This window comes from Pleurocapsa sp. PCC 7319 (assembly GCF_000332195.1).
In the GTDB taxonomy this organism is placed as follows: domain Bacteria; phylum Cyanobacteriota; class Cyanobacteriia; order Cyanobacteriales; family Xenococcaceae; genus Waterburya.
The window spans coordinates 5,916,519-5,935,524 of sequence record NZ_KB235922.1 but is presented as its reverse complement, the minus strand read 5'-3'; the positions used below and the strand labels follow the sequence as shown (position 1 = coordinate 5,935,524).

Here is a 19,006-nt window from a genome sequence, read left to right as displayed (position 1 = left end):
TCTACAACAACGACATACATAAGTTTTTATAGTCGTCCATGCTGTGGTCTTCAATGCTGTCGAAATCGAGCTTGCCATTAAAAAGATTATTTTTATAACCTTCAAAACGACCAATTAAACGATCCATAAACGTAGCATCATGGATTAGTTTGCCGTTAGCATCAAAATATAGTTGAGTTCCCATGTGTTCGTAGGAATTGATATCGTGGATGGCTTTAGCCGCCATAGTTAGGATACTTGCACCTTGTCTGACTACCTTAGAGGGTACGCGAGGCACAATATCATTGTTGTTTACTACTCGAAAAAAGCGATGTTTGGAATCTGCATCGAAATTCTTACAAAGAACATCATCGCCAATACGAGGCTGTCCGAAGGTATAAGCACCAGCTAGTTCGTATTTTGGTTCTTGCAGTCTTAAGGTAGCATAAGCTAGCGCAGCCAAAGCCCCACCCAAACTATGACCAGTAATCCAGACTGGTTGTTCGTTGGTTTGTAGTTCTTCAAGATGTTCGATAACCACCGACCAAACCGAGTTGAGGCTTTGAAAAAATCCGCTATGGACTTTACCAATGTTGGTAACAGAAGACCAAGATTTTTGAATAGTAGCTGCATCAGTTAACCAATCTTTTTTATCGCTAGTTCCGCGAAATGCCATGATGATTTTATGGTTATCTCCTGTAATAAAGCCTTCTGTACCAGTTTGACGAGAGTTAAAGTATCTGATGTTTTTGGCTATTTCGCTATCAATATTGGCGATCGCTTCAGTACATTCAGAGTCAGGTTTATAGATCGCTTGGGCGCAGTGCGCTAGATAAGCCATGTTTGCTGCACTGAAACCTTGAGCATCGGGATTAAATATTTCCGCGAAATTAATTTGTGAATTCGATTCAACGGTCATAATTATCTCCTCCTATTTAAATAAAGATAGTTTGTCAAATTTCTCCGCCAGCAAATAGTAGAAGGTGACGCGAGACTTATTTCTGGTATCTTTCATCGTGGTACAGACTTCATTAATCGCCCGATCTAAATCTGCATCGCTAGCAGTAAGCTGTAATTTCTTTTTCAAAAACTTTTCTCGAACGCGATCTAACTCTGTTTTATCGCTACAGGAAACTAAGGAGGCATCTCTGTTGGTCAAAGCAATGCCTAAATGTTTGACAATTCCTTTAACTACCTCTTCACTGACATTCTCGGTATATTTTTGAATGTTACTGGCGTATTCGCTGATGCTTAATTTTTGTACTGTCATAGTTTTAACGATTAAAGGTAACTTTGTAGGCGCAATCGCCTGAAGGAACGTTACGATTAACTAGATCGTCTACCGTTTTGGTGTTTTGAATAATTTCCCAACCCACATCAGAAAAAGTCTCTGGTTTAAAGATCTTGTCTGATAAAGGATATTAATCATCCAGCGTGATGGTATCTGGATAATATTTCATCGATTTGGCAAGATGCTTACGCGCTCCTCTTTTGGATATGTTGCGACCATCGTCTGCGACATCATAATCTGACTTGTTGATTGCAAATACTTCCCATCTCATTTCGGAAGGTGTGAACTCAGCGATCGCATATCCGTTAATTGATGAGTCATAGTGTTCGATATGGGGACTAAAACGCTTGGTCAACTCTGCTATAGACGCTTTATGCAATTTACTTCCTTCACCAGCATCATCACTGCTGTCATTTGAGAAAAAAGGTAAATTGGGCAATTTTTCAGCAATTTTAGCAATATCAGAGGTAATTTCGGTAGCACCTGCCACAGTAGATACAAACTTGTCTATTTCTGAGCGAGCTCCTTCTGATACTCCTGGTGAAGTTAAGGCTGGAGTCATAAATTCTACACCAGCAAGTTTGCTATAATCCATGTTAATTTTGTTTCTTTTTCCTTCAAAATCAGTCTTCAGATAGGAAATCATCGAAGTGTGCATATCTCCCGTAAAGACCACAAAACGACTTGCTTTATTAGTGTTGTGTTTTTTGGTTTCACTGTCTTTGACGGCTTGCAAAATCTCACGACGTTCACCCATGTATGCTTGCCAGTCGTCAATTAAATCGGGCTTATACCAAGCATTGAACCATGCAGTTGCTAAAAGTGTTTGATTTCCCCACACCTTCCAGGCAGCATTGGAATTTTTAACGCCCTCGATCAACCATTTTTTTTGATTTTTACCCAACATAGTTGCTTGAGGATTTGGATTGTCGGAGTCTAGATCGGGCTTACTTCTAAAACTACGGCTATCGGTTAGGAAAAAATCGACCAATGAGCCAAAGCGGAACCGTCTATAGATTAGGTTCTTATGAAGTTCGAGTCCTTCGAGTATTTCTGGTTCTTGGGTGTTACTTGATTCTACTTCTTTAGTGTCAGCTTTTTGGAGTCGAGCAGGAACATAATTCATCCACGCTTTAATCGCGCTGTTATAGAGTTTAGCCCTTGCTTTTCTTTTCTTTTCAAGACTTTCGTCTTTTGTCTTTTCCGCAACAGGGTGTCCATCTACACTTATGGTTTCAGCCTCTCGATCCCAATACCAGTTATCGGCGACTTCGTGATCGTCTAAAGTTATCATCCAGGTATGCTGTTCCATCGCAGCCTGAAGCGCAAGATCTTGACGATAAGTACGATAAATTTGCTGGAAGTTTTCTAATGATGTGGCTCTTTGAGTTTCTGAAGAAGATTGTCCGTAATCGTCTTCTTCCCAGTAAATATCTTTACGGTAGACCTCTCCATAATTAGGAGGATATTGGGAATATTCATAAACAAAGTCCCCCAAATGAACTACAAAATCAACATCTTCTTCTGCTAAATGATAAAAAGCGTTAAAGTAACCAGTGCTGTAATCGTTACAGGTTATAACTGCTAGGCGGAGCTTTTCGATTCGCTCATTTTCTCTAGGAAGGGTTTTGCAACGACCAATGGGGCTGGTTGCTTCACCATAAATAAAGCGATAAAAATAAGTCCGATCTGGCTCTAGCTTTGTATCTAAATCTACCTTGACCGTATAGTCGGTTTCTTTGCCAAATTTTGAGTTAGGAATATCTTCTGAAATGACAATATCGGTTTCTTTAAATTCTCTCTGGCGAGAAACTTCATATTTTAAGGTAATATTTCCGTCACAAGCTTCAGGATTAATTCTCGTCCAAAGGATTACCCCTGTAGGTGTCGGATCGCCTGATGCTACTGACAAACCAAATACACTAGATTTGGGAGTGCTAGATACTACAGTAGGACTCTGCTTCTGGGTAGTTTCTAAAATCCAGACTTCTTTAGCATTTTTAACGGTAGTTAGATAACCTGGATTCTTGGGATCGATAGCTAAAGTCTGATTGTCGTAATGAACGTTAGTTAGGTAAACTTCATCTCCATAACGTATCTTACCTCTTTCGCCAGACGCGTTGGTAATCTTCCAGTTTTGTTTGTCTTCGTCGTAACCATCATCCCAGTAATAACAGTTACGACTATCGCTGAAAGCACCTAAAATATTGCGATCGCCTAACTGCGTTTCTAAAGACCTAATTTTTATATTGTCATTGTGCTGAAGCTCTCCCGTCTTACCTTTAAGCTGTAGCTTTGTTTGACCACTACGATCTAACTGAGGAAAAAAATAGCGTCCATTATCGGCAGCAATTAAGTATTGACCGCTTTTATTTTTGAGATAGAAGGTATCGTCGAATTTAACAACTGTTTGAATCTTATTTTTGTTAGTCATGGTGTTATTCCTGAAAAGCTAAATGTTTTTAATAATCGATATCTGTTCTATAGTTGGATTTTTTTAGAGCATTGGCAAAGAATTGTTTGATTGTTTCTCAGATCATGATTAAATTTTCTCTTTGAGAATTTTATTTAATTGGGTATTGACCAGGATTTCACTTCACCTAGAGTCACAGGAACCCAATCTGCTACATCAATGGTGAATCGGTATAGTTTACGGGCGCGACGACTATTTTCGGGATCGAAAAATTTGAGTTTGACATCCCAACAATCACTGTGTAAACGACAATACGGACTTTTTTCCACTTCGATGGTGTCTAACTCCCGTCCTTCAGCGATCGCTTGAGCAAATACAGAGGCAGCTTGAAAAGCATTGGTAGCAGCAAAGTTTAAAGCGCGATCGCGGGAAGTTTGTCCTAAGTTACGCAGGTCGTAGTAGACTCGATTGAGAAAACTAAAGAGCGATCGCCGTATATCATCTACCTCGCTTGATTCTACTATTGTTGCTAGTGCTGCATCTACCAGGGTATTTACCTTCCAGCCATAGATGCCTCGGAGGTTACGTAATTTGATCACAGGCACTACCTGACCCGAAAACAACTCGACAGTGCGCGAAGTAAGACGGGCGGGAATGCTAACTCGCTCCACAAACTCGTCGCTATCTTCTGGCTCTATTTGTCCTGCAAGCAGCATTAGAAGTATTTCGTAAATTTCCGCTCCGAAAGGATTTTGAGGTTCGATGGCGTAAATGGGAGTTAAATCCATATTTACAGTCCAGATCAAAGAGCGACTTTCAGACGGATTGCGGTCTAAATAATCCACCATTTGGCATGCGTCATAGGGATTAGCTGGAACCAGTAGACTATCCACATTGACGGCGGACATGAGTTGTTTGAAAGAATCCCGTCGGGCTTCGCTACCAAAATCATAACCAAGAGTGCCAAGGGCGTAGATCTGTCCGCTGTGAGCGGTGCTAGGAGTTACACCAGATGGGGCTACGGTGATGGACGATGGTGTAATTTGGGCTTGAGGGTTGGATGCTGAGTCAGGTTCTACTCGAACCGAAGCACTTTCTGGAATGGGCGAATTAGATAAAATGGGAGCTGCCGAACCACTTACACTTGAAGGTAGATAAGGAGTAGCTGGCAAATTGGGATTGAGGGGTGGAGCGTTATTTAAATCCTCGTTTTTACCAGAAGCTGCGATAAAATGACCGTCATCAATGCGAGTAACGCTGTTGCCTGTAAAGGAAATGCTGACCGAAGGTTGCCCAAATAACAAATTCATTGCTCCAGGGAGATTGAGCTTACCATTGAGGCAGCGTTCTGGTTCTTCAACCTCTTGAGCATCGCAGACAATTGCCGTGTTAAGCAAAGCAGCGCGGATCGCTTCAGCATCAATCGGCTTACCCTGTTGTAGTTTCAAGCTCATCAGCAGTGCAATAATACCCGTCATTACTGGTGCAGACATACTTGTTCCCGTTAGCCGTTTGGGTTCTTCTGTACCTGGTTGCGCCCCTAAAATCTTCTCCCCAGGAGCTAAAATACCTTCAAGTTGGTAGTTACCGCCCCAATTACTAAACTTAAACGGTTTACCATTATCTTTCATTGCCCCTACGGCTAAAACTCCTGGCAGCACTGCGGGAATACACCAGCATTCGCCTTTATTATTCCCCGCTGGCGCAACTATTAAAATGTTGTTGTCTAAACATTTTTTAATTGCCTGTTTTAGTAAATCCTGAGCTTCACCTGTTTGGGTAGGACGACAAGCTGCACAGTGAATGATGTTTGCGCCTAATTCTAGGCCTAGCTCAAAGCCACGAGCTAAGTTAAGAACCGAAATAAATTCTTCGTTGTCACCTGTAGTGTTGAGCGGGATATTAATAACGCGACAATCGGGAGCGATACCAGGAGCTGGGGTATTTTCCTGACCCACTATGGTGCTGGTGATATGGGACGCATGATGATCTCCTTTGATCCGATTGATGATCTCTTCAGGCAGAACAGCCCTAATTTTTGCCAGCTTTTCCTCTTTTTTGAGGTCGCTATTATCAATGTCTCGATAAATGGCGTAAGCTTCGGCAGAAATAGGCTCTGGAGCTTCATGCCAATGGGGAAATACTTTAGAAAGGTTAGCCCCCTCAAAGCAAGACAGTTGGTTGTTGGGATTGCTGTCGAGAATTACCACTGTAACACGAGAATCGCCTAAAGTGCGATCGCGTAAATTGGCAAGTCCTGGTAGGCGATCGTCGAGGTCGTGGGGATGTAGTGCAATAGGTTTGGTGACAGTAGTTTCTGTTTCGGGTTTAGTGGTATCCCGACGGGGTAGAGAACCTAACATAAATTCGCCCACGGAAGATTCTTGGATATAGTCTAAGCCTGTGGCTTGGGCAAAGCACTCGCTATCCCCATTGCCTAACCCACAGGAAGCTAACCCCATACTATTGGCTACCAGATAGAGATTTTGATACAGTACGCCAACGTGCTTTGCTATTAAGGCATAAGCTCCAAAGGCATACTTCCAAAATAGTCGTTCAAAACGGGCTGTCATTACCAGCAGCACTTGAGGCTTATCGTGTTCGCCACTAGTTTTATATGCGTGAGTAATCAAAGAATCAATGTGGGCATTGTTGTCTGTAAGTTTTTCTAGCTGATGATTGAGGGGGTCGTAGTGATAAAGACCCGATTCGAGTCCTTCACAGTGACGCACCACGGGGTAAATTTCTAGTTCGTAGAGGCTACCTCCATTAGGATAAGGACGATGGGTAAGCTCGCAGTCTAGTTGCGATTCATCTAATTGATAAATATCTTTAACACGAGCGGTACGATATAGCAGTTCACCTAATTGTTCTAAAGTTATGGGATGAGTATCGTCGTATTCCCTAATCGACTGTCGCGTCTCGATCGCCTCGGTTAAAGTTAAATCTCCTTGAGTAATAATTGCTAAATTGGGTCGCGGTAAAGGGACGACTTTATCGCTCATTGGTGGTTTCACCGCTGAAATTTGAGGCAGTAAATCGGTAAATTGCTCTCCGTGAGTCAGAGGATAATCGTGACGACCCGAACGACTGCGACTGTGAAACAGAAGATTATGAAATTCCCAAACCTGAAGCGATAAGCCTGACGGCATGACTTCGTTACGCGGTTCTGATTCGGTAGTCAGAAACTGTGTCGCCCATAGTAGATGTAAAAATTGTTGGATAATTTCAGGAGATAAATCCGCAAAGGCGGTAAGAGTAGCAATTGACTGGGGTTGAGCCAAAAGAGCCAATAAACCGCTAGCCCGCCAGTCCAACAACCTAATGCGGAATTTAGATAGGGGGGACTCTAGCACCATTTCACCATCGTATTGGCGTTGATAAGCAAAGCGAGATAAACTAACCGCAGTTTCGCTCCAATCAGGCGCGATCGCGTTTAATTCTGCTGTGTCTACCATTGGTATGGCGATCGCTAATGTCCCTACTTCTAAATTGCCGTAATCTAGCATAATGCCCTATCTCGCTGGAAATTGCTTGTAAAACCTGAAAATCATTAGTGTTTATCAAAAGCTTTTAGCTCTAAGCCTTAAGCTCCAAGCTGATACTTATTAATGCTCTTTCGCTTGTCAAAAACTTAAAAAGCTCAAAGGGGTTAATACCAAGCGCGTCTATACTTTGTCCGTCAATCAGTTGGGATCTAAAACTCCATGCTGATTTGATTGAAGTTTATAGCCTATAGCTGGGGCGAAGCCCTTTATGGTGCGTTAAAGTGATTAGCTAACGCACCAGTTTCGTAAACTCTTAAGAGTTTGCTGCTTAGTTACCAGGTATAGTTTAAGACTCTATTTAATTGAAGCTAATAGCTAATAGCTAATAGCTAATAGCTAACGGCTAAAAGCTTTTTGATAACCTGGAATCAATCAAACGAAACAGTAGCTAACTATTCCGCTTCATCTCCGTCATAGGAACAAGCACAATAGCAAGCTAAGGTTACGTTATTTGTAACTAGTGAAGCAGTCGCTCCAACTGTAGTGCCGAGATTTTCTTCGGTCAACTCAGCTAGTAAGTCGGCTTTTGTTCCCTGAGTTACCCTCACTACAGGCTGTGCCTGTTGGGGAATGATGTTTTTCTTATCCATGAGTTTTTCCTTTGTTTGAGCCGATTAGAAAAGCCAGATATTTGAGTAACATCGGGTTTGCCCTAAGGAATTGGATATTACCCAAACAACTTGGCTACCGTATATAATCGAGCTTTAAGTTCTACATTATTGGTCAGAGATACCCCGCCTTTTAACAGTTAAAATTGGGGCTTTCTCTGATTTCGTCAAACGAAACAGTAACAGCTATTACGCTTCATCTCCGTCATAGGAACAAGCACAATAGCAAGCCGTTGAGACTTTATCTGTCACCATAGAAGCAGTTGCTCCAGCTACAGTGCCGAGGTTTTCTTCAGTTAATTCAGCGAGTAAGTCGGCTTTAGTTCCCTGAGTAGATCGTTGTACGGGCTGTGCCTGTTGGGGAATGATGTTTTTCTTATCCATGAGTTTTTCCTTTGTTTGAGCCGATCGCGGAAGCCAGATATTTGACTAACATCGGGTTTGCTCTAAGCGAATGGATGTTACCCAAACAACTTGGCTACCGTATATAATCGAGCTTTAAGTTCTACATTATTTGCCAGAGATACCCCGTCTTTTAACAGTTAAAATTGGGGCTTTCTCTGATTTCATGAAACGTAGCACTAACAGCTATTCCGCTTCATCACCGTCATAGGAACAAGCACAATAGCAAGCCATTGAGACTTTATCTGTCACCATAGAAGCAGTTGCTCCAGCTACAGTGCCGAGGTTTTCTTCAGTTAATTCAGCGAGTAAGTCGGCTTTAGTTCCCTGAGTAGATCGTTGTACGGGCTGTGCCTGTTGGGGGATGATGTTTTTCTTATCCATAAAATTTTCTCCAAAGAGAGTGTTAGTTTAATCTGACCGCTTATAGGTGGGTCTAACCTCTCCTTCTTATTTGGGAAGAAGCTTGTCAGCAGCATTATTTGAAGCGTATATAAAGTGGCTGCAAAAACCGTTCGTTAAAAAGGCATCGGAATTGAATTCATTTGTGCTTCTGGTAATGGTGTATCCCGCCAGCCCAGCTTTACGGGTATGTCATACAGTCGCCCTGCACCAAACCGCGACCAAAAGTGGCGCATTCCTGGAATGATTACCTTGACTACGTTCAAACCAATATCGGGTCGCGTCTGATCTAGCACCAGGGTTTCTAACCCCGCTTGCCGAGCAATTTCGATACAGGTCATGACATCTGTATAAATATCATTGCTCCAGCTTTGAGGATAATCCTGAGCAGTCTTCACTGGAACGGTGGTATCGGGAGCGAGATAGAGCTGATTCTCTAGAGTTACGCTCAGCATCCACTGTTTGAATTCTGCCCCTAGTTCCTCTGCGGGAATTTTGTCTAACTCTAGACCGAGTTGGTTTACTTCAGTCAAGGCTCGTAAAATAGCAATTTTAGGATCGAGGTGGCAACCAAACCCAGCAATAATTCGCTCTGTGTTGCCATCGGTACGGCGAGACAAGGCAGTAACGGCAGGAATCCCTAAATCGGCAGTTACATCTAATACCCAAAGTTCGCGGTTGTTTTGCCGATAAAATTCTTGTAGTTGTAAAAAGTATGGCTCGTCAAAGCTAGCCAAATTTACCTGGGGTCGCTGTAGACGGTTGTACCACCATAAACCTACGCTATCCCGTTCTACCAGTTCCAGAAATCCTTGTAAAATTGCTTCTTCTAAAGTATTGCCAGCAGCATTACCGTTAGAGTCGGCTTTGCAGAAACGATGGTCTTTAGGTAAGGGATAGGCATAATAACAAAAAGCGGTAGGTAAGTACTTGTGAACCTGTTCTGTCAGCGACCATACTGGTGTCCAGTCGATCGCCTGAGTCGGATCGAACCGTTGGGGTATCCAGTCGTGAGCGACGGTCTTTTGTTGATTTAAAATCTCGCGGTTGGCGTACTGGCGATCGCTAAACAGCAAACATTGTTCGGGATGTATTGCTCCCTCTAACTCGGCTAGGGTTGCCCGAATCCGAGGCTCATCTCCCTGATAGATACCAGAATAGCGTTCTACTGCCTCGCAAAAACCACTGGCTTGGGACTGGCGATCGCTTTTTCCTTTACCAGAACTTTTATAGCGTAGAGCATGACGCAAACCCTTTAGGGAAGTAGCATTACCAAAGCTATGACTGGCTCGATAGGTATGCACCAACGGATTGCTAGGGTCAGAAATTCGCACCAACTCGGTTACAACTCCCGAAATTGGGCTAATTAAATGTCGATGCTTCTCTACGGTTTGGCTGGGGGTTACAGCCCGATGACCGCCATCACTAGTAAATTGCTTGAGGCGAGAACGAAGTTGAATCGGTTCAAAGCCCCGTTGGTGCAGTAGTTTCGGATTGCCACAGGTAGGGCATTGAGGACGATAGGGCAGGGCGTGGGTTTTAAGCTCTAGAGAGATACAATCGAAAGTAAGAATATTACCTTCTAAGGTCGATAGAGTCTTCTCTTCTAGCTCTTGTTTAATTAACCACTTTGCTACCTCCGTCGTTGCTAACTGCAACCCCGTCTGAAGGGTTGAAGGCAACATTACTGGGGTCATCGGCAAACAGCCAGATATTTTATCCTGCTGCTTTTGTCGCAAAATCATAGTCTCAAGCTCCCGATTGCCTCGCAGTCGATGCGCCAAACAATCCCAACAGCCCGTTCCCGCTTCAAAAATTGGTCCCAGCCAAAGTATTCTGCCTACGGGCTTCACCAATAACCAGGGTTGTCTAGTTTGACAAGCTTGTTGGTTAATTTCGGCTAACTCCTGTCGCAGATAGTCATCGGTTAGCACCACCGTTAATGTTGGTGACTCTGAGGAGCGATCGTTATTGCTTTGAGTCTGAATTCCTACCGCAGCCAAGGCAGCAGCTAACGGCTCTGTATCCACCTGCCCTAGAGCCTTCAGGACTACTCGCGCCGATCGCATACATCGGACTGCCTGAGACGGTGCTATCCCCAAAGCACTCCAAAATCCTGCTGTTTGAGGAGACAAATTTGTTGACCCTTCAGTTAGATAGCCTTTATTCTCCAGGCGATCGAGGACGTGGTCGATATGTTCTGGTAAAACCTGCCCCTCTAACTTTTGCACGATCTGCTCTAGACTATGTTCTCCAGTTAACAGAGGCAAAATTTGACAATAAAGTTGTCCAGTCAGCACATGGGTAGATTGTTCGCTCAACAGGTATACCTGTTTTGGTTCGACAACCTCAATCTGGTAGTGAGGCTTGATTTGAGGAATGGTAGTCAGTTTCATAACACTTTTACTCCATAGCATCATGTATCAGCGTTAGGACATCCTTTAAAATTCTTACTTGCTACTTGCTACTTGCTACTTTCGAGCAGATAACTAATCTGTCCTAACGTAACTTTGTACAGCTATAGCTATGCCCAAATGCGACCCCGACGGAAGGGTGGCTCATTTTCTTGGCGCTGATGGTCTTTATACATGGCTTTCCACTTGCCATAGTCCTCTAGTCCAGTCGCCAGTATGGTTGGTTTGGGACGCGATCGCATTATCTTAGAAGCAGAATTAGCAGCAATGCCTAACTCAAAATTGATTTCCGTATCGCCTGAAGGAACATTTTTACGTACAGCGTCTTTGGTACTCTCAACCTGCTTATTTCCCTGGAAAATTTGCAGATAAACATCGGGTAGAGTATCCTTTGGCGAATCTTTAAAAGCAGATTCGTCGAATACGATCTCGTAATTGCCTTGAGCATTAGTTACCGCAGTTCCGCATAAATCATCGTGTTTGACATCTTTATCCCAAACTTCAACACGGAGATTAGGAATCCCCGAACCAGAACCGCGATCGACGATACGACCAAAAATACGAAAGTTAGACATATTTATTCTCTGCAAAATTAGATATGATGCTACGACCAAATGCGTCCCCGACGGAAGGGAGGCTCATTTTCTTGACGCTGGTGGTCTTTAAACATGGCTTTCCACTTGCCGTAATCTTCTAGTCCAGTCGCCAAAATTTTAGGTTTCTTGCGCTCCTGTATTTTTGGTGGCACTGAAGCTTTTTCTTCTGGTTGAGTTGGTTCTGATTTAGCTTTTGCCGTGGTTTTCTTCCCACGAGTTTTCCGACGGGTTGGGGTTACTTCTTCTGGCATAGTTATTTATTCTCCTAATTAGTTTTTAGGTAGTGGGTAGTGGGTAGTAGGAATTTCTCATTTCATTTAGGGTTGCTATTGATGCTATTGAATTAAGGGTCAACAGTCACAACAGTCTTAACCCCAAATAGAAGTCATAACCTGCTGATAACTGGGATAGCGAAATTGGGGTGGATCGTTATAGTTAGCCCCATGCATCAAGTCCATCCGAATATGTAGGAGGTCTTCACCTCGACCATGAACAATATCTACCGATCGATGGGGGAAAATAAGATCGGGTCTTTTTACTGGAACTGCAAGTTTTGGTAATCTCATGATTTTGAAGGCGTTTAGCTATTTGATTTCCAACAAAGCGCGATCGAGAATTAATAAGGAGTAGACCAAGAGCGAACTTCGCCCAAAGTAACTGGCACTAGGTCACTCACATCGATAGTAAAGCGGAATACTTTTTTAGCTCTGCGACTATTTTCTGGGTCGAAGAATTTTAACTGTACGTCCCAACAATCGCTATCCAGACGACAGAAAGGACTCTTTTGGACGTTAATGCTATCTAACTCCATTCCCGTTGCCACTGCCTCTGAGAAAGTAGAAGCAGCCTGAAAAGCATTGGTAGCAGCAAAATTGAGTGCGCGGTCTTGAGAAGTTTGACCTAAATTCCGCAAGTCATAGTAAACGCGGTTGAGGAAACTACCAAGAGATCTTCGCATTTGCTGTTCATCAACATCTCCTTCTTGAGTTCTTACTGCTTCAAGAGCCGAACCAACTAAGGTGTTAACCTTCCAGCCATACATTCCGCGAGGACTTTCAGGTTCGATTACTGGCACAATCTGTCCTGAAAACAGCCTTACTGTCCTTCCCGTGATGCGTCCAGGAATACTGACTCGCTCGATATACTCGTCGTTGTCTTCAGCCTGTACCTGTCCCGACAAAAATTCTTGAAAAACTTCATAGACATCACGAGCAAAAGTACCTACAGGCTCGATCGCATAAATAGGAGTCAATTCCATATTCAAAGTCCAAATCAAAGACTTGGCTTCGGAAAGATTCTCTCCTAAGTAATCCACCATCTGACGAGCATCATAGGGGTTAGCTGGCACTAAAATGCCAGGTTCGATTGCCACACCCGACATAAATTGTTTAAAAGAGTCTCGTCTAGCTTCAGAGCCAAAATCGTATCCCAGTGTACCAAGGGCATACACTAAATTTACTTCGGATATATTGCTGGGTGCTTGACTGGCGTTAACAAAGTTAGCAGATTGAGTAGGCATAGAAGTTGTTCGATCGGCAGATGTATTAGAGGTATACATAGTTTCAGCAGCAGAAGCAGTAACTAATTCGCTTGATTTGACTTCTCGATCTTCGCTATTGGAGACAACAGTTTGTTTTGACTCGGTTTCTAACTCGTTGGAAACTGCTGTATTAGCTAAAACTTCAGTACTGGTGTTATCGTTGCCACCGCAACCGCAACCCGAAGCTTCAATGGTTTGTAATTCTTTCGTCATAATTTCTCCTGTTAAATATTTAAGCGCACTAAAAATATCCAGCTTTCCTACTAAACAACGCTGATGGTCGTTTTTCAAGCTAAAATCGCAAGGTAGAGCAGTCTTTAACAAGGCAGTGCGTACCTGCTGTGGATCGATTTCTCCGTATTGATGTTGCAAACTTAGTAATAAAGCAGCAACCCCAGTAACAATCGGCGTAGCAAAGCTAGTGCCACTTAGCCTTACCGTCCCCCCTCCTGGCTTTGCCCCTAATATATTTTCACCTGGGGCAAGAATGCCCTGACTTTGGTAGGTTTTCCCCCAGTTGCTAATTTCTAGAGGTTGTCCTAAACCATCCATTGCCCCTACTGCTAAGACTGCTGGGAGTGCTGCTGGAACGTGCAAACACTCACAGCCATCATTGCCCGCTGCTGCCACAATTAAGACATTATTTTCCTGGCACAGACGCACTGCACGCTTGAGCCAATCTTCGGCTTCGCCGTCATCAGTTAGTTGTCCCCCACTAATATTAATAATGTCTGCGCCAGCACTAACTGCTTGTTCGATCGCACGAGCTAAATCGAGTTGAGACAGGCTACGTTGTCGGTCGGAAAATACAGGAACGATCGATCCTTTACATTTAGGGGCAATCCCAGGAAGCGCAGAATTAGGCTGACCAAAGATAATGCTAGTCACATGAGTTCCATGGGTAGACATAGTGCCATCAAGACTAGCTTCCCCTTCAACCAGAGTAGGCAATCGAGCCAAATTAGCTCCCTCAAAACAGGGATGAGTTTGGTCAACTAAACCATCTAAAATTGCTACGCAAATCTTGGGGTCACCTTTAGTTTTTGACCATAATTGTTGAATACCAGGTAGCTTAGTAAGATCGAACATTTGAATTATTTTATACTTTTAATTGATAAAGTTATTTTCTAGATATATTTGATCTATATTTCTTTTTTTTGTTAAATAATAATGTCAATCAAAAAAATATAATTGATACTTACACGACACTCACTATTGCGCGAGCCTACAGACTATTTAATTATTTTTTTAATATTACAGATTAAGGATGTAATGTTTGGCGAACCCGCTAGTTAATGACTTTGTATACTGCATTTCACTATCTCGCTTCAATTTGTATTTTTAATTGGTCAGTATAATATATCTGACTTTTTAATCTTAAAATACTGTCGAATTCATATCAATTACTACTAGTTGTTTAACCTTTTTATTTGTAGCTAAGGATTATTTTATTACAGAATCGATCTATTTTTTTCTACAATTAATAATTCATGATTTTACGACTTTATATATTGCTATTTATTCAACACTATATATAAAAGTAAGAAAGATCGTTGATCCAAAATGTGTTTGTTTATCTTAAGGTTTTTGTCAATTTTTTATAAAATAAAGGAATAGAAAAAAAGCAATAATTCATTAAAAAAAATACGAAATCTAATAAAGACTACAAGGGGAGCATCCCAGTTATGCAACTGAGTAATTGTACTTGATTACTGAAACGACGTTTTCAACGTGAGTTCGATGAGTTGTAAGAAGACGTATAAATATAGGAAAAAGGTAAAGGGGTAAGGGTTAAGGGAACGATAGAACAACCTTTTCCCGTTAACCTTTACCCTTTAACCCAGTCCTAACTTGTCTAATATTTCTTCGTCGAACTCACGTTTATCTGTATTTTGGCTCTCGCTACCGATCAATTTATCTAGCAATTGCTATGGTTTAAAGCGCACTATTCGATCTTGTAGTGACGCTGCTATCAGAAGGTGCAATTTGATTTTGCACCAAGGTTGCTGTCATCGGTGTAAAACGACTGGGTTGAACACAAGGGGCATTATCCAATTCGTCTCTTAGTTTGCCAGCAAAGGATTCAAACATATCCGAGAGAGTTTGGCGATCGCTCAAACATCCTTGCAAGACGGTTAGTTGTTCTATCGTTCTGGTTATTTACGGAGGAATTTTTCATATTGAGTTTAGGTTTAAAGAAAGAAAAAATATTGTTGGGTATGGAAAACATAGCTATCCCCAGATAACTTAATTTGTATATTGCAGTAGTAATCGCTAATAGTTTTAGTGTGTTTTTTTGGGTACAGTACCAACAAATAGTACCTAAGGTTTTGTCAATCAGCTTTTTGACAAAAAGTAGTCTAACTCATACCTTTTCTAAAGTAATGAACAAAATTAAGTATTGATTTTTCCAGGGGTTTTATCCGCCTCTGTATTAATGTCAAACGATACGCTATTTGTTTGCTTATTTTTATCGGGCTAAATTTAATTTATAGCTATTTCACTTATTTAAAGCTGTTTTTTACATTTATTAATTTTTATTTTCGACAAATAAAAAGTCAGATTGTTAGCTTATTTAACAGGCTTTATTACATTATGTTTTTGTCTTGGTAATTGATCGCAAAGGCAAATTTTTAATTAAAATATTTGTCAAATTATATTTGTAACTTGTTTGGCAATTATAAATAAATATAATAAATAATTGCCAAATACATTTTATTAATAGAAAAACATTATTTTCTCGCTAAATTTTACTGTGAAACTTTCTAAAAAATACCTGAAAAGCTAATAGCTAATAGCTATCCTAACCAGTTAATTCTCTTAACCCGAAGTGAGGTTAGTTACGATTGAGTTTTTCTTAGAAGCATTTAGTGATCGCTTCGATAGAGTTCTAAGACTTCCTGAAAATAAAGACGATACAATTGACAACTAACTTAGGCAAAAAAACGATCTAACTCAATTAGTCCCAGACTTTCTAGTTTATAGGCTACTAGCACATCTAACCTTATCGGTTCGCTACTATTAACCAGGTTATACATTGCGGATATTAACTGCGGTTCTTGTTGCAATAGGATTAAATAGCTTTGCAGGTGTTGGCGATAAATTCCTGTAGGTTTGGGTGCATCTGATAATAGCCGTTCGAAATCTATAACTTCGTGGCTGAGATAATATAAGGCAATGTTAACTAGATAAGGATGTCCCCCTACCAAAGACATTAATTGTTCGACTTCGTTACCTTGCCAATTTAGTTCGTATCTTTGTGCCAAATCTCTAACCTGTTGGAAATTAAATGGCGGTAACTTTAAGCATAAGCCAAGTAGAAGAATAGATTGATGTTATCCAGCTTTATTCAGTCTCTCACGATTTAGTAGCTTGAAAGCAAGTGATCGTTTAGGTCTGACTTTCTGACTTTTCAATAAAGAGATCGATATGAGGGTGATCGCCAACGTGAACTTCTACAATTTCTTGGGTTTTAACAATGATTATCTAACATTTCACTTGATACTTTAACCGACAAGAATTAAATATCGAGATCGTCTAGATTCAACTTAGGTGCATGAGTTTCAATAAACTCTCTTCTTGGTGCAACGCGATCGCCTGTTAGAAAATGATTTTTTGATCTACTGAAATTGGTATTATGCCATGTTTGGTTTAAACTGATTCATCTTAAGATGCGTTTGCCCTGGTTACTGACCCGATCTGTAATTGGTTGTTAATTTTTGCTTGCTCGATCTTGAACGATAAATAAAACTCTCAGATGCCAACTGCGATTGTTTTTTAGCCAGTGCGATCGCCTGATTATCTGGTGCGAGATGACAGACAGGATCGGTAGCCGTTGCCGATCCTGTAAGCATAAAAGCCTGACAGCGACAACCACCAAAGTCAAGTGTTTTGCTGGGACAGCTTCGACAGGGTTCTTCCATCCAATCAGTACCGCGAAAGCGATTGAATGCTGTTGATTCGTACCAAATCCAATTCAAAGAACGATCTCGAACATTATCAAAGGTTAGTTCGGAAATTGAAGTAGCTGCTTGACAGGGTAAAACATCGCCATTGGGAGCGATTACCATCGTGCGGTTTCCCCATCCTCCCATGCAGGGTTTGGGATACTGTTCGTAGTAATCGGGTAGGACGTAGACGATACCCATCGGAAATTGTTGCTGTCGAGCGGCTACTGCTTGTTTGGCTCGTTCCAACTGTTCTAGGGTGGGCAATAAAGCATCTCGATTGTGTAAAGCCCAACCATAATATTGAGTATTAGCCAATTCAACACGATCTGCTGCTAAAGTTTGGCACAAGTCTAAAATCTCTGCGATTCGATCTAAGTTATGACGATGTAAGACAACATTAATCGTCAGTGGAAATCCCAATTGTTTAACCAAGCGTATCGCAGCTAGCTTAGACTCAAAACAAGCAGTTCCCGCAATATAGTTAGATTTGTCGGCTTGGCTGTCTTGAATGCTGATTTGGATGTGGTCTAATCCGCAGTCTCGTAGTTTAGCTGCCCTTGATTCGGTTAATAGCGTACCTGCTGTAATCAAGCTGGTATATATTCCCGTTGTTGCTGCTGCTGCCACCATCAGTTCTAAATCTTGCCTCAAAAGAGGTTCGCCCCCAGTAAAACCAAGCTGCAAAATTCCCAGATTAGCAGCCTGTTGAATGGTATCAAGCCAGTGTTCGGTGACTAATTCTTGTTGGTAGTTACTGCTGGCGTAATCTGTAGGATTGGAACAGTAAGGACAACGCAGAGGGCAGCGATAGGTAAGTTCCGCTACTAAGGTTAAAGGTGGCTCGATGGTTATTGTCATGACTGAGAAATTAATAATCCACGTCTCATCATCTGTTGCAAAAAATCTTGGACTTGGCTGATATTTACCTGGCAAAATTGGCTTTTAAGAATTTCCGCGATCGCCTCAAAAGAACGATCGCCATTGCAACTAGAAAGCACTGCTGTAGCAGTTGGATTTAGCGCGATCGCACCTTCGGGAAATAGCAGCCAGTGTTGTTGTCTGACTTGGCAGTAGTGTAAACGCACACCATTGGCTAAACCAAGATTGTCTAACACATAAACCCTATCTTTTTTACTAGTCATACATCGGACGTGTTTCCCCTCGCTCGATCGCATCTAACTGACTCCAAAGTAAATCGCATTTGAAAATCAAGGCTTCAACTGCTCGTTCTTGACTGGAACAAGTTTGACAGCGATCTAGAACTAGATTTAGAGCATAATTGGCATCGCGGGGTGCTTGTTGTAGCCTGACGCGAAAATATTCTAAACCCGCAGTATCGATCCAAGGGTAATATTGTTCTAAGGCTGCCAGTCTAGTTTTAATTGCGCCTGGACCAAATAATTCTGTAAGAGAAGAAGCGATCGCGATCAGATACGGTTGAGTACGACAGAAATTAATATAGGCATCAACCGCATAGCGTACCCCAGGTAAAACGTATCGCTCTTCTACTAATTCGGTACGAGATAGCCCTACGGCTTCTCCCAATCTCAGCCAAGCTTCAATCCCACCCTCTGTATCTTTGCGTCCGTCGTGGTCGATAATGCGCCCAATCCATTCCCGCCTGATGGTTCTTTCGGGGCAGTTGGATAATATAGCAGCATCTTTAAGAGGAATACTTTTTTGATAGTAATAACGATTTGCTGCCCACAGTTTTACTTCTGTTGGAGTCAGTAAACCCTCATTCATCCGACGATGAAAGGGATGCAGATCGTGATACCGAGATTTTTGGGCGTAAAGTTGGGCTTGGAATTCCTCTTTTGTCCACAATGATTCGGACTGTTTGGGGATTGTTTGCATGATATT

The 19,006-nt window shown here is 41.9% G+C and carries 17 protein-coding genes; all 17 read right to left on the bottom strand.

The features are described from left to right. Nucleotide 1: 1 nt before the first annotated feature. A complete protein-coding gene (locus tag PLEUR7319_RS0130980; protein WP_019509128.1) occupies nucleotides 2-898 on the bottom strand; it encodes a lipase family protein in 897 nt (298 codons plus the stop codon). 12 nt (nucleotides 899-910) lie between these two features. Then, a complete protein-coding gene (locus tag PLEUR7319_RS0130975) occupies nucleotides 911-1,249 on the bottom strand; it encodes a DUF2853 family protein (RefSeq protein ID WP_019509127.1) in 339 nt (112 codons plus the stop codon). Between the two features lie 151 nt (nucleotides 1,250-1,400). Continuing rightward, entirely contained in the window at nucleotides 1,401-3,704 is a 2,304-nt protein-coding gene (locus tag PLEUR7319_RS0130970; RefSeq protein WP_019509126.1) for an alkaline phosphatase, read from the bottom strand. 134 nt (nucleotides 3,705-3,838) lie between these two features. Further along, entirely contained in the window at nucleotides 3,839-7,192 is a 3,354-nt protein-coding gene (locus PLEUR7319_RS0130965; protein WP_019509125.1) for a PatA/PatG family cyanobactin maturation protease, read from the bottom strand. A gap of 431 nt (nucleotides 7,193-7,623) precedes the next feature. Next, the gene (locus PLEUR7319_RS0130960) at nucleotides 7,624-7,821 is read right to left on the bottom strand and encodes a DUF5837 family cyanobactin class RiPP (protein ID WP_019509124.1); all 198 of its coding nucleotides are present in this window, start codon (nucleotides 7,819-7,821) and stop codon (nucleotides 7,624-7,626) included. A gap of 207 nt (nucleotides 7,822-8,028) precedes the next feature. Beyond that, nucleotides 8,029-8,223 (bottom strand): DUF5837 family cyanobactin class RiPP, encoded by a 195-nt coding sequence (locus PLEUR7319_RS0130955; protein WP_019509123.1) that lies wholly within the window; start codon nucleotides 8,221-8,223, stop codon nucleotides 8,029-8,031. A gap of 204 nt (nucleotides 8,224-8,427) precedes the next feature. Further along, nucleotides 8,428-8,625, bottom strand: a complete 198-nt coding sequence (locus tag PLEUR7319_RS0130950) for a DUF5837 family cyanobactin class RiPP (RefSeq protein WP_019509122.1) — start codon at nucleotides 8,623-8,625, stop codon at nucleotides 8,428-8,430. A gap of 134 nt (nucleotides 8,626-8,759) precedes the next feature. Next, entirely contained in the window at nucleotides 8,760-11,039 is a 2,280-nt protein-coding gene (locus PLEUR7319_RS0130945; RefSeq protein ID WP_019509121.1) for a TOMM precursor leader peptide-binding protein, read from the bottom strand. A 128-nt stretch (nucleotides 11,040-11,167) separates the two neighbouring features. Beyond that, on the bottom strand, nucleotides 11,168-11,632 hold the full coding sequence (locus PLEUR7319_RS41040; RefSeq protein WP_019509120.1) for a cyanobactin biosynthesis PatC/TenC/TruC family protein: 465 nt from the start codon (nucleotides 11,630-11,632) through the stop codon (nucleotides 11,168-11,170). Between the two features lie 29 nt (nucleotides 11,633-11,661). Further along, complete coding sequence (locus PLEUR7319_RS0130935) at nucleotides 11,662-11,904, bottom strand: cyanobactin biosynthesis PatC/TenC/TruC family protein (protein WP_019509119.1); 243 nt, start codon at nucleotides 11,902-11,904, stop codon at nucleotides 11,662-11,664. 117 nt (nucleotides 11,905-12,021) lie between these two features. Then, on the bottom strand, nucleotides 12,022-12,219 hold the full coding sequence (locus PLEUR7319_RS0130930; protein ID WP_019509118.1) for a cyanobactin biosynthesis system PatB/AcyB/McaB family protein: 198 nt from the start codon (nucleotides 12,217-12,219) through the stop codon (nucleotides 12,022-12,024). 50 nt (nucleotides 12,220-12,269) lie between these two features. Next, nucleotides 12,270-14,282, bottom strand: coding sequence for a PatA/PatG family cyanobactin maturation protease (locus tag PLEUR7319_RS0130925; RefSeq protein ID WP_019509117.1), 2,013 nt, complete (start codon nucleotides 14,280-14,282; stop codon nucleotides 12,270-12,272). Nucleotides 14,283-15,128: 846 nt separating this feature from the next. Then, complete coding sequence (locus PLEUR7319_RS41035) at nucleotides 15,129-15,323, bottom strand: hypothetical protein (protein WP_026102892.1); 195 nt, start codon at nucleotides 15,321-15,323, stop codon at nucleotides 15,129-15,131. Nucleotides 15,324-16,126: 803 nt separating this feature from the next. Then, on the bottom strand, nucleotides 16,127-16,519 hold the full coding sequence (locus PLEUR7319_RS0130915) for an AAA-like domain-containing protein (RefSeq protein ID WP_083892539.1): 393 nt from the start codon (nucleotides 16,517-16,519) through the stop codon (nucleotides 16,127-16,129). A 360-nt stretch (nucleotides 16,520-16,879) separates the two neighbouring features. Beyond that, a complete protein-coding gene (pqqE, locus tag PLEUR7319_RS37280; RefSeq protein ID WP_019509114.1) occupies nucleotides 16,880-18,001 on the bottom strand; it encodes a pyrroloquinoline quinone biosynthesis protein PqqE in 1,122 nt (373 codons plus the stop codon). Beyond that, nucleotides 17,998-18,285, bottom strand: coding sequence for a pyrroloquinoline quinone biosynthesis peptide chaperone PqqD (pqqD, locus tag PLEUR7319_RS0130905; protein ID WP_019509113.1), 288 nt, complete (start codon nucleotides 18,283-18,285; stop codon nucleotides 17,998-18,000). The genes pqqE and pqqD overlap by 4 nt, the downstream gene beginning before the upstream one ends. Then, nucleotides 18,278-19,000, bottom strand: coding sequence for a pyrroloquinoline-quinone synthase PqqC (gene pqqC, locus PLEUR7319_RS0130900; protein ID WP_019509112.1), 723 nt, complete (start codon nucleotides 18,998-19,000; stop codon nucleotides 18,278-18,280). The genes pqqD and pqqC overlap by 8 nt, the downstream gene beginning before the upstream one ends. Nucleotides 19,001-19,006: the final 6 nt, after the last annotated feature.

What these genes read in the sequence shown, in the direction of transcription:
- PLEUR7319_RS0130955 (WP_019509123.1), bottom strand. Translation starts at nt 8,223, where the DNA reads ATGGATAAGAAAAACATCATTCCCCAACAGGCACAGCCCGTACAACGA.
- PLEUR7319_RS0130975 (WP_019509127.1), bottom strand. Translation starts at nt 1,249, where the DNA reads ATGACAGTACAAAAATTAAGCATCAGCGAATACGCCAGTAACATTCAA.
- pqqE (WP_019509114.1), bottom strand. Translation starts at nt 18,001, where the DNA reads ATGACAATAACCATCGAGCCACCTTTAACCTTAGTAGCGGAACTTACC.
- PLEUR7319_RS0130935 (WP_019509119.1), bottom strand. Translation starts at nt 11,904, where the DNA reads ATGCCAGAAGAAGTAACCCCAACCCGTCGGAAAACTCGTGGGAAGAAA.
- PLEUR7319_RS0130965 (WP_019509125.1), bottom strand. Translation starts at nt 7,192, where the DNA reads ATGCTAGATTACGGCAATTTAGAAGTAGGGACATTAGCGATCGCCATA.
- pqqC (WP_019509112.1), bottom strand. Translation starts at nt 19,000, where the DNA reads ATGCAAACAATCCCCAAACAGTCCGAATCATTGTGGACAAAAGAGGAA.
- PLEUR7319_RS41040 (WP_019509120.1), bottom strand. Translation starts at nt 11,632, where the DNA reads ATGTCTAACTTTCGTATTTTTGGTCGTATCGTCGATCGCGGTTCTGGT.
- PLEUR7319_RS0130950 (WP_019509122.1), bottom strand. Translation starts at nt 8,625, where the DNA reads ATGGATAAGAAAAACATCATCCCCCAACAGGCACAGCCCGTACAACGA.
- PLEUR7319_RS0130945 (WP_019509121.1), bottom strand. Translation starts at nt 11,039, where the DNA reads ATGAAACTGACTACCATTCCTCAAATCAAGCCTCACTACCAGATTGAG.
- PLEUR7319_RS0130970 (WP_019509126.1), bottom strand. Translation starts at nt 3,704, where the DNA reads ATGACTAACAAAAATAAGATTCAAACAGTTGTTAAATTCGACGATACC.
- PLEUR7319_RS0130960 (WP_019509124.1), bottom strand. Translation starts at nt 7,821, where the DNA reads ATGGATAAGAAAAACATCATTCCCCAACAGGCACAGCCTGTAGTGAGG.
- PLEUR7319_RS0130930 (WP_019509118.1), bottom strand. Translation starts at nt 12,219, where the DNA reads ATGAGATTACCAAAACTTGCAGTTCCAGTAAAAAGACCCGATCTTATT.
- PLEUR7319_RS0130980 (WP_019509128.1), bottom strand. Translation starts at nt 898, where the DNA reads ATGACCGTTGAATCGAATTCACAAATTAATTTCGCGGAAATATTTAAT.
- pqqD (WP_019509113.1), bottom strand. Translation starts at nt 18,285, where the DNA reads ATGACTAGTAAAAAAGATAGGGTTTATGTGTTAGACAATCTTGGTTTA.
- PLEUR7319_RS0130925 (WP_019509117.1), bottom strand. Translation starts at nt 14,282, where the DNA reads ATGTTCGATCTTACTAAGCTACCTGGTATTCAACAATTATGGTCAAAA.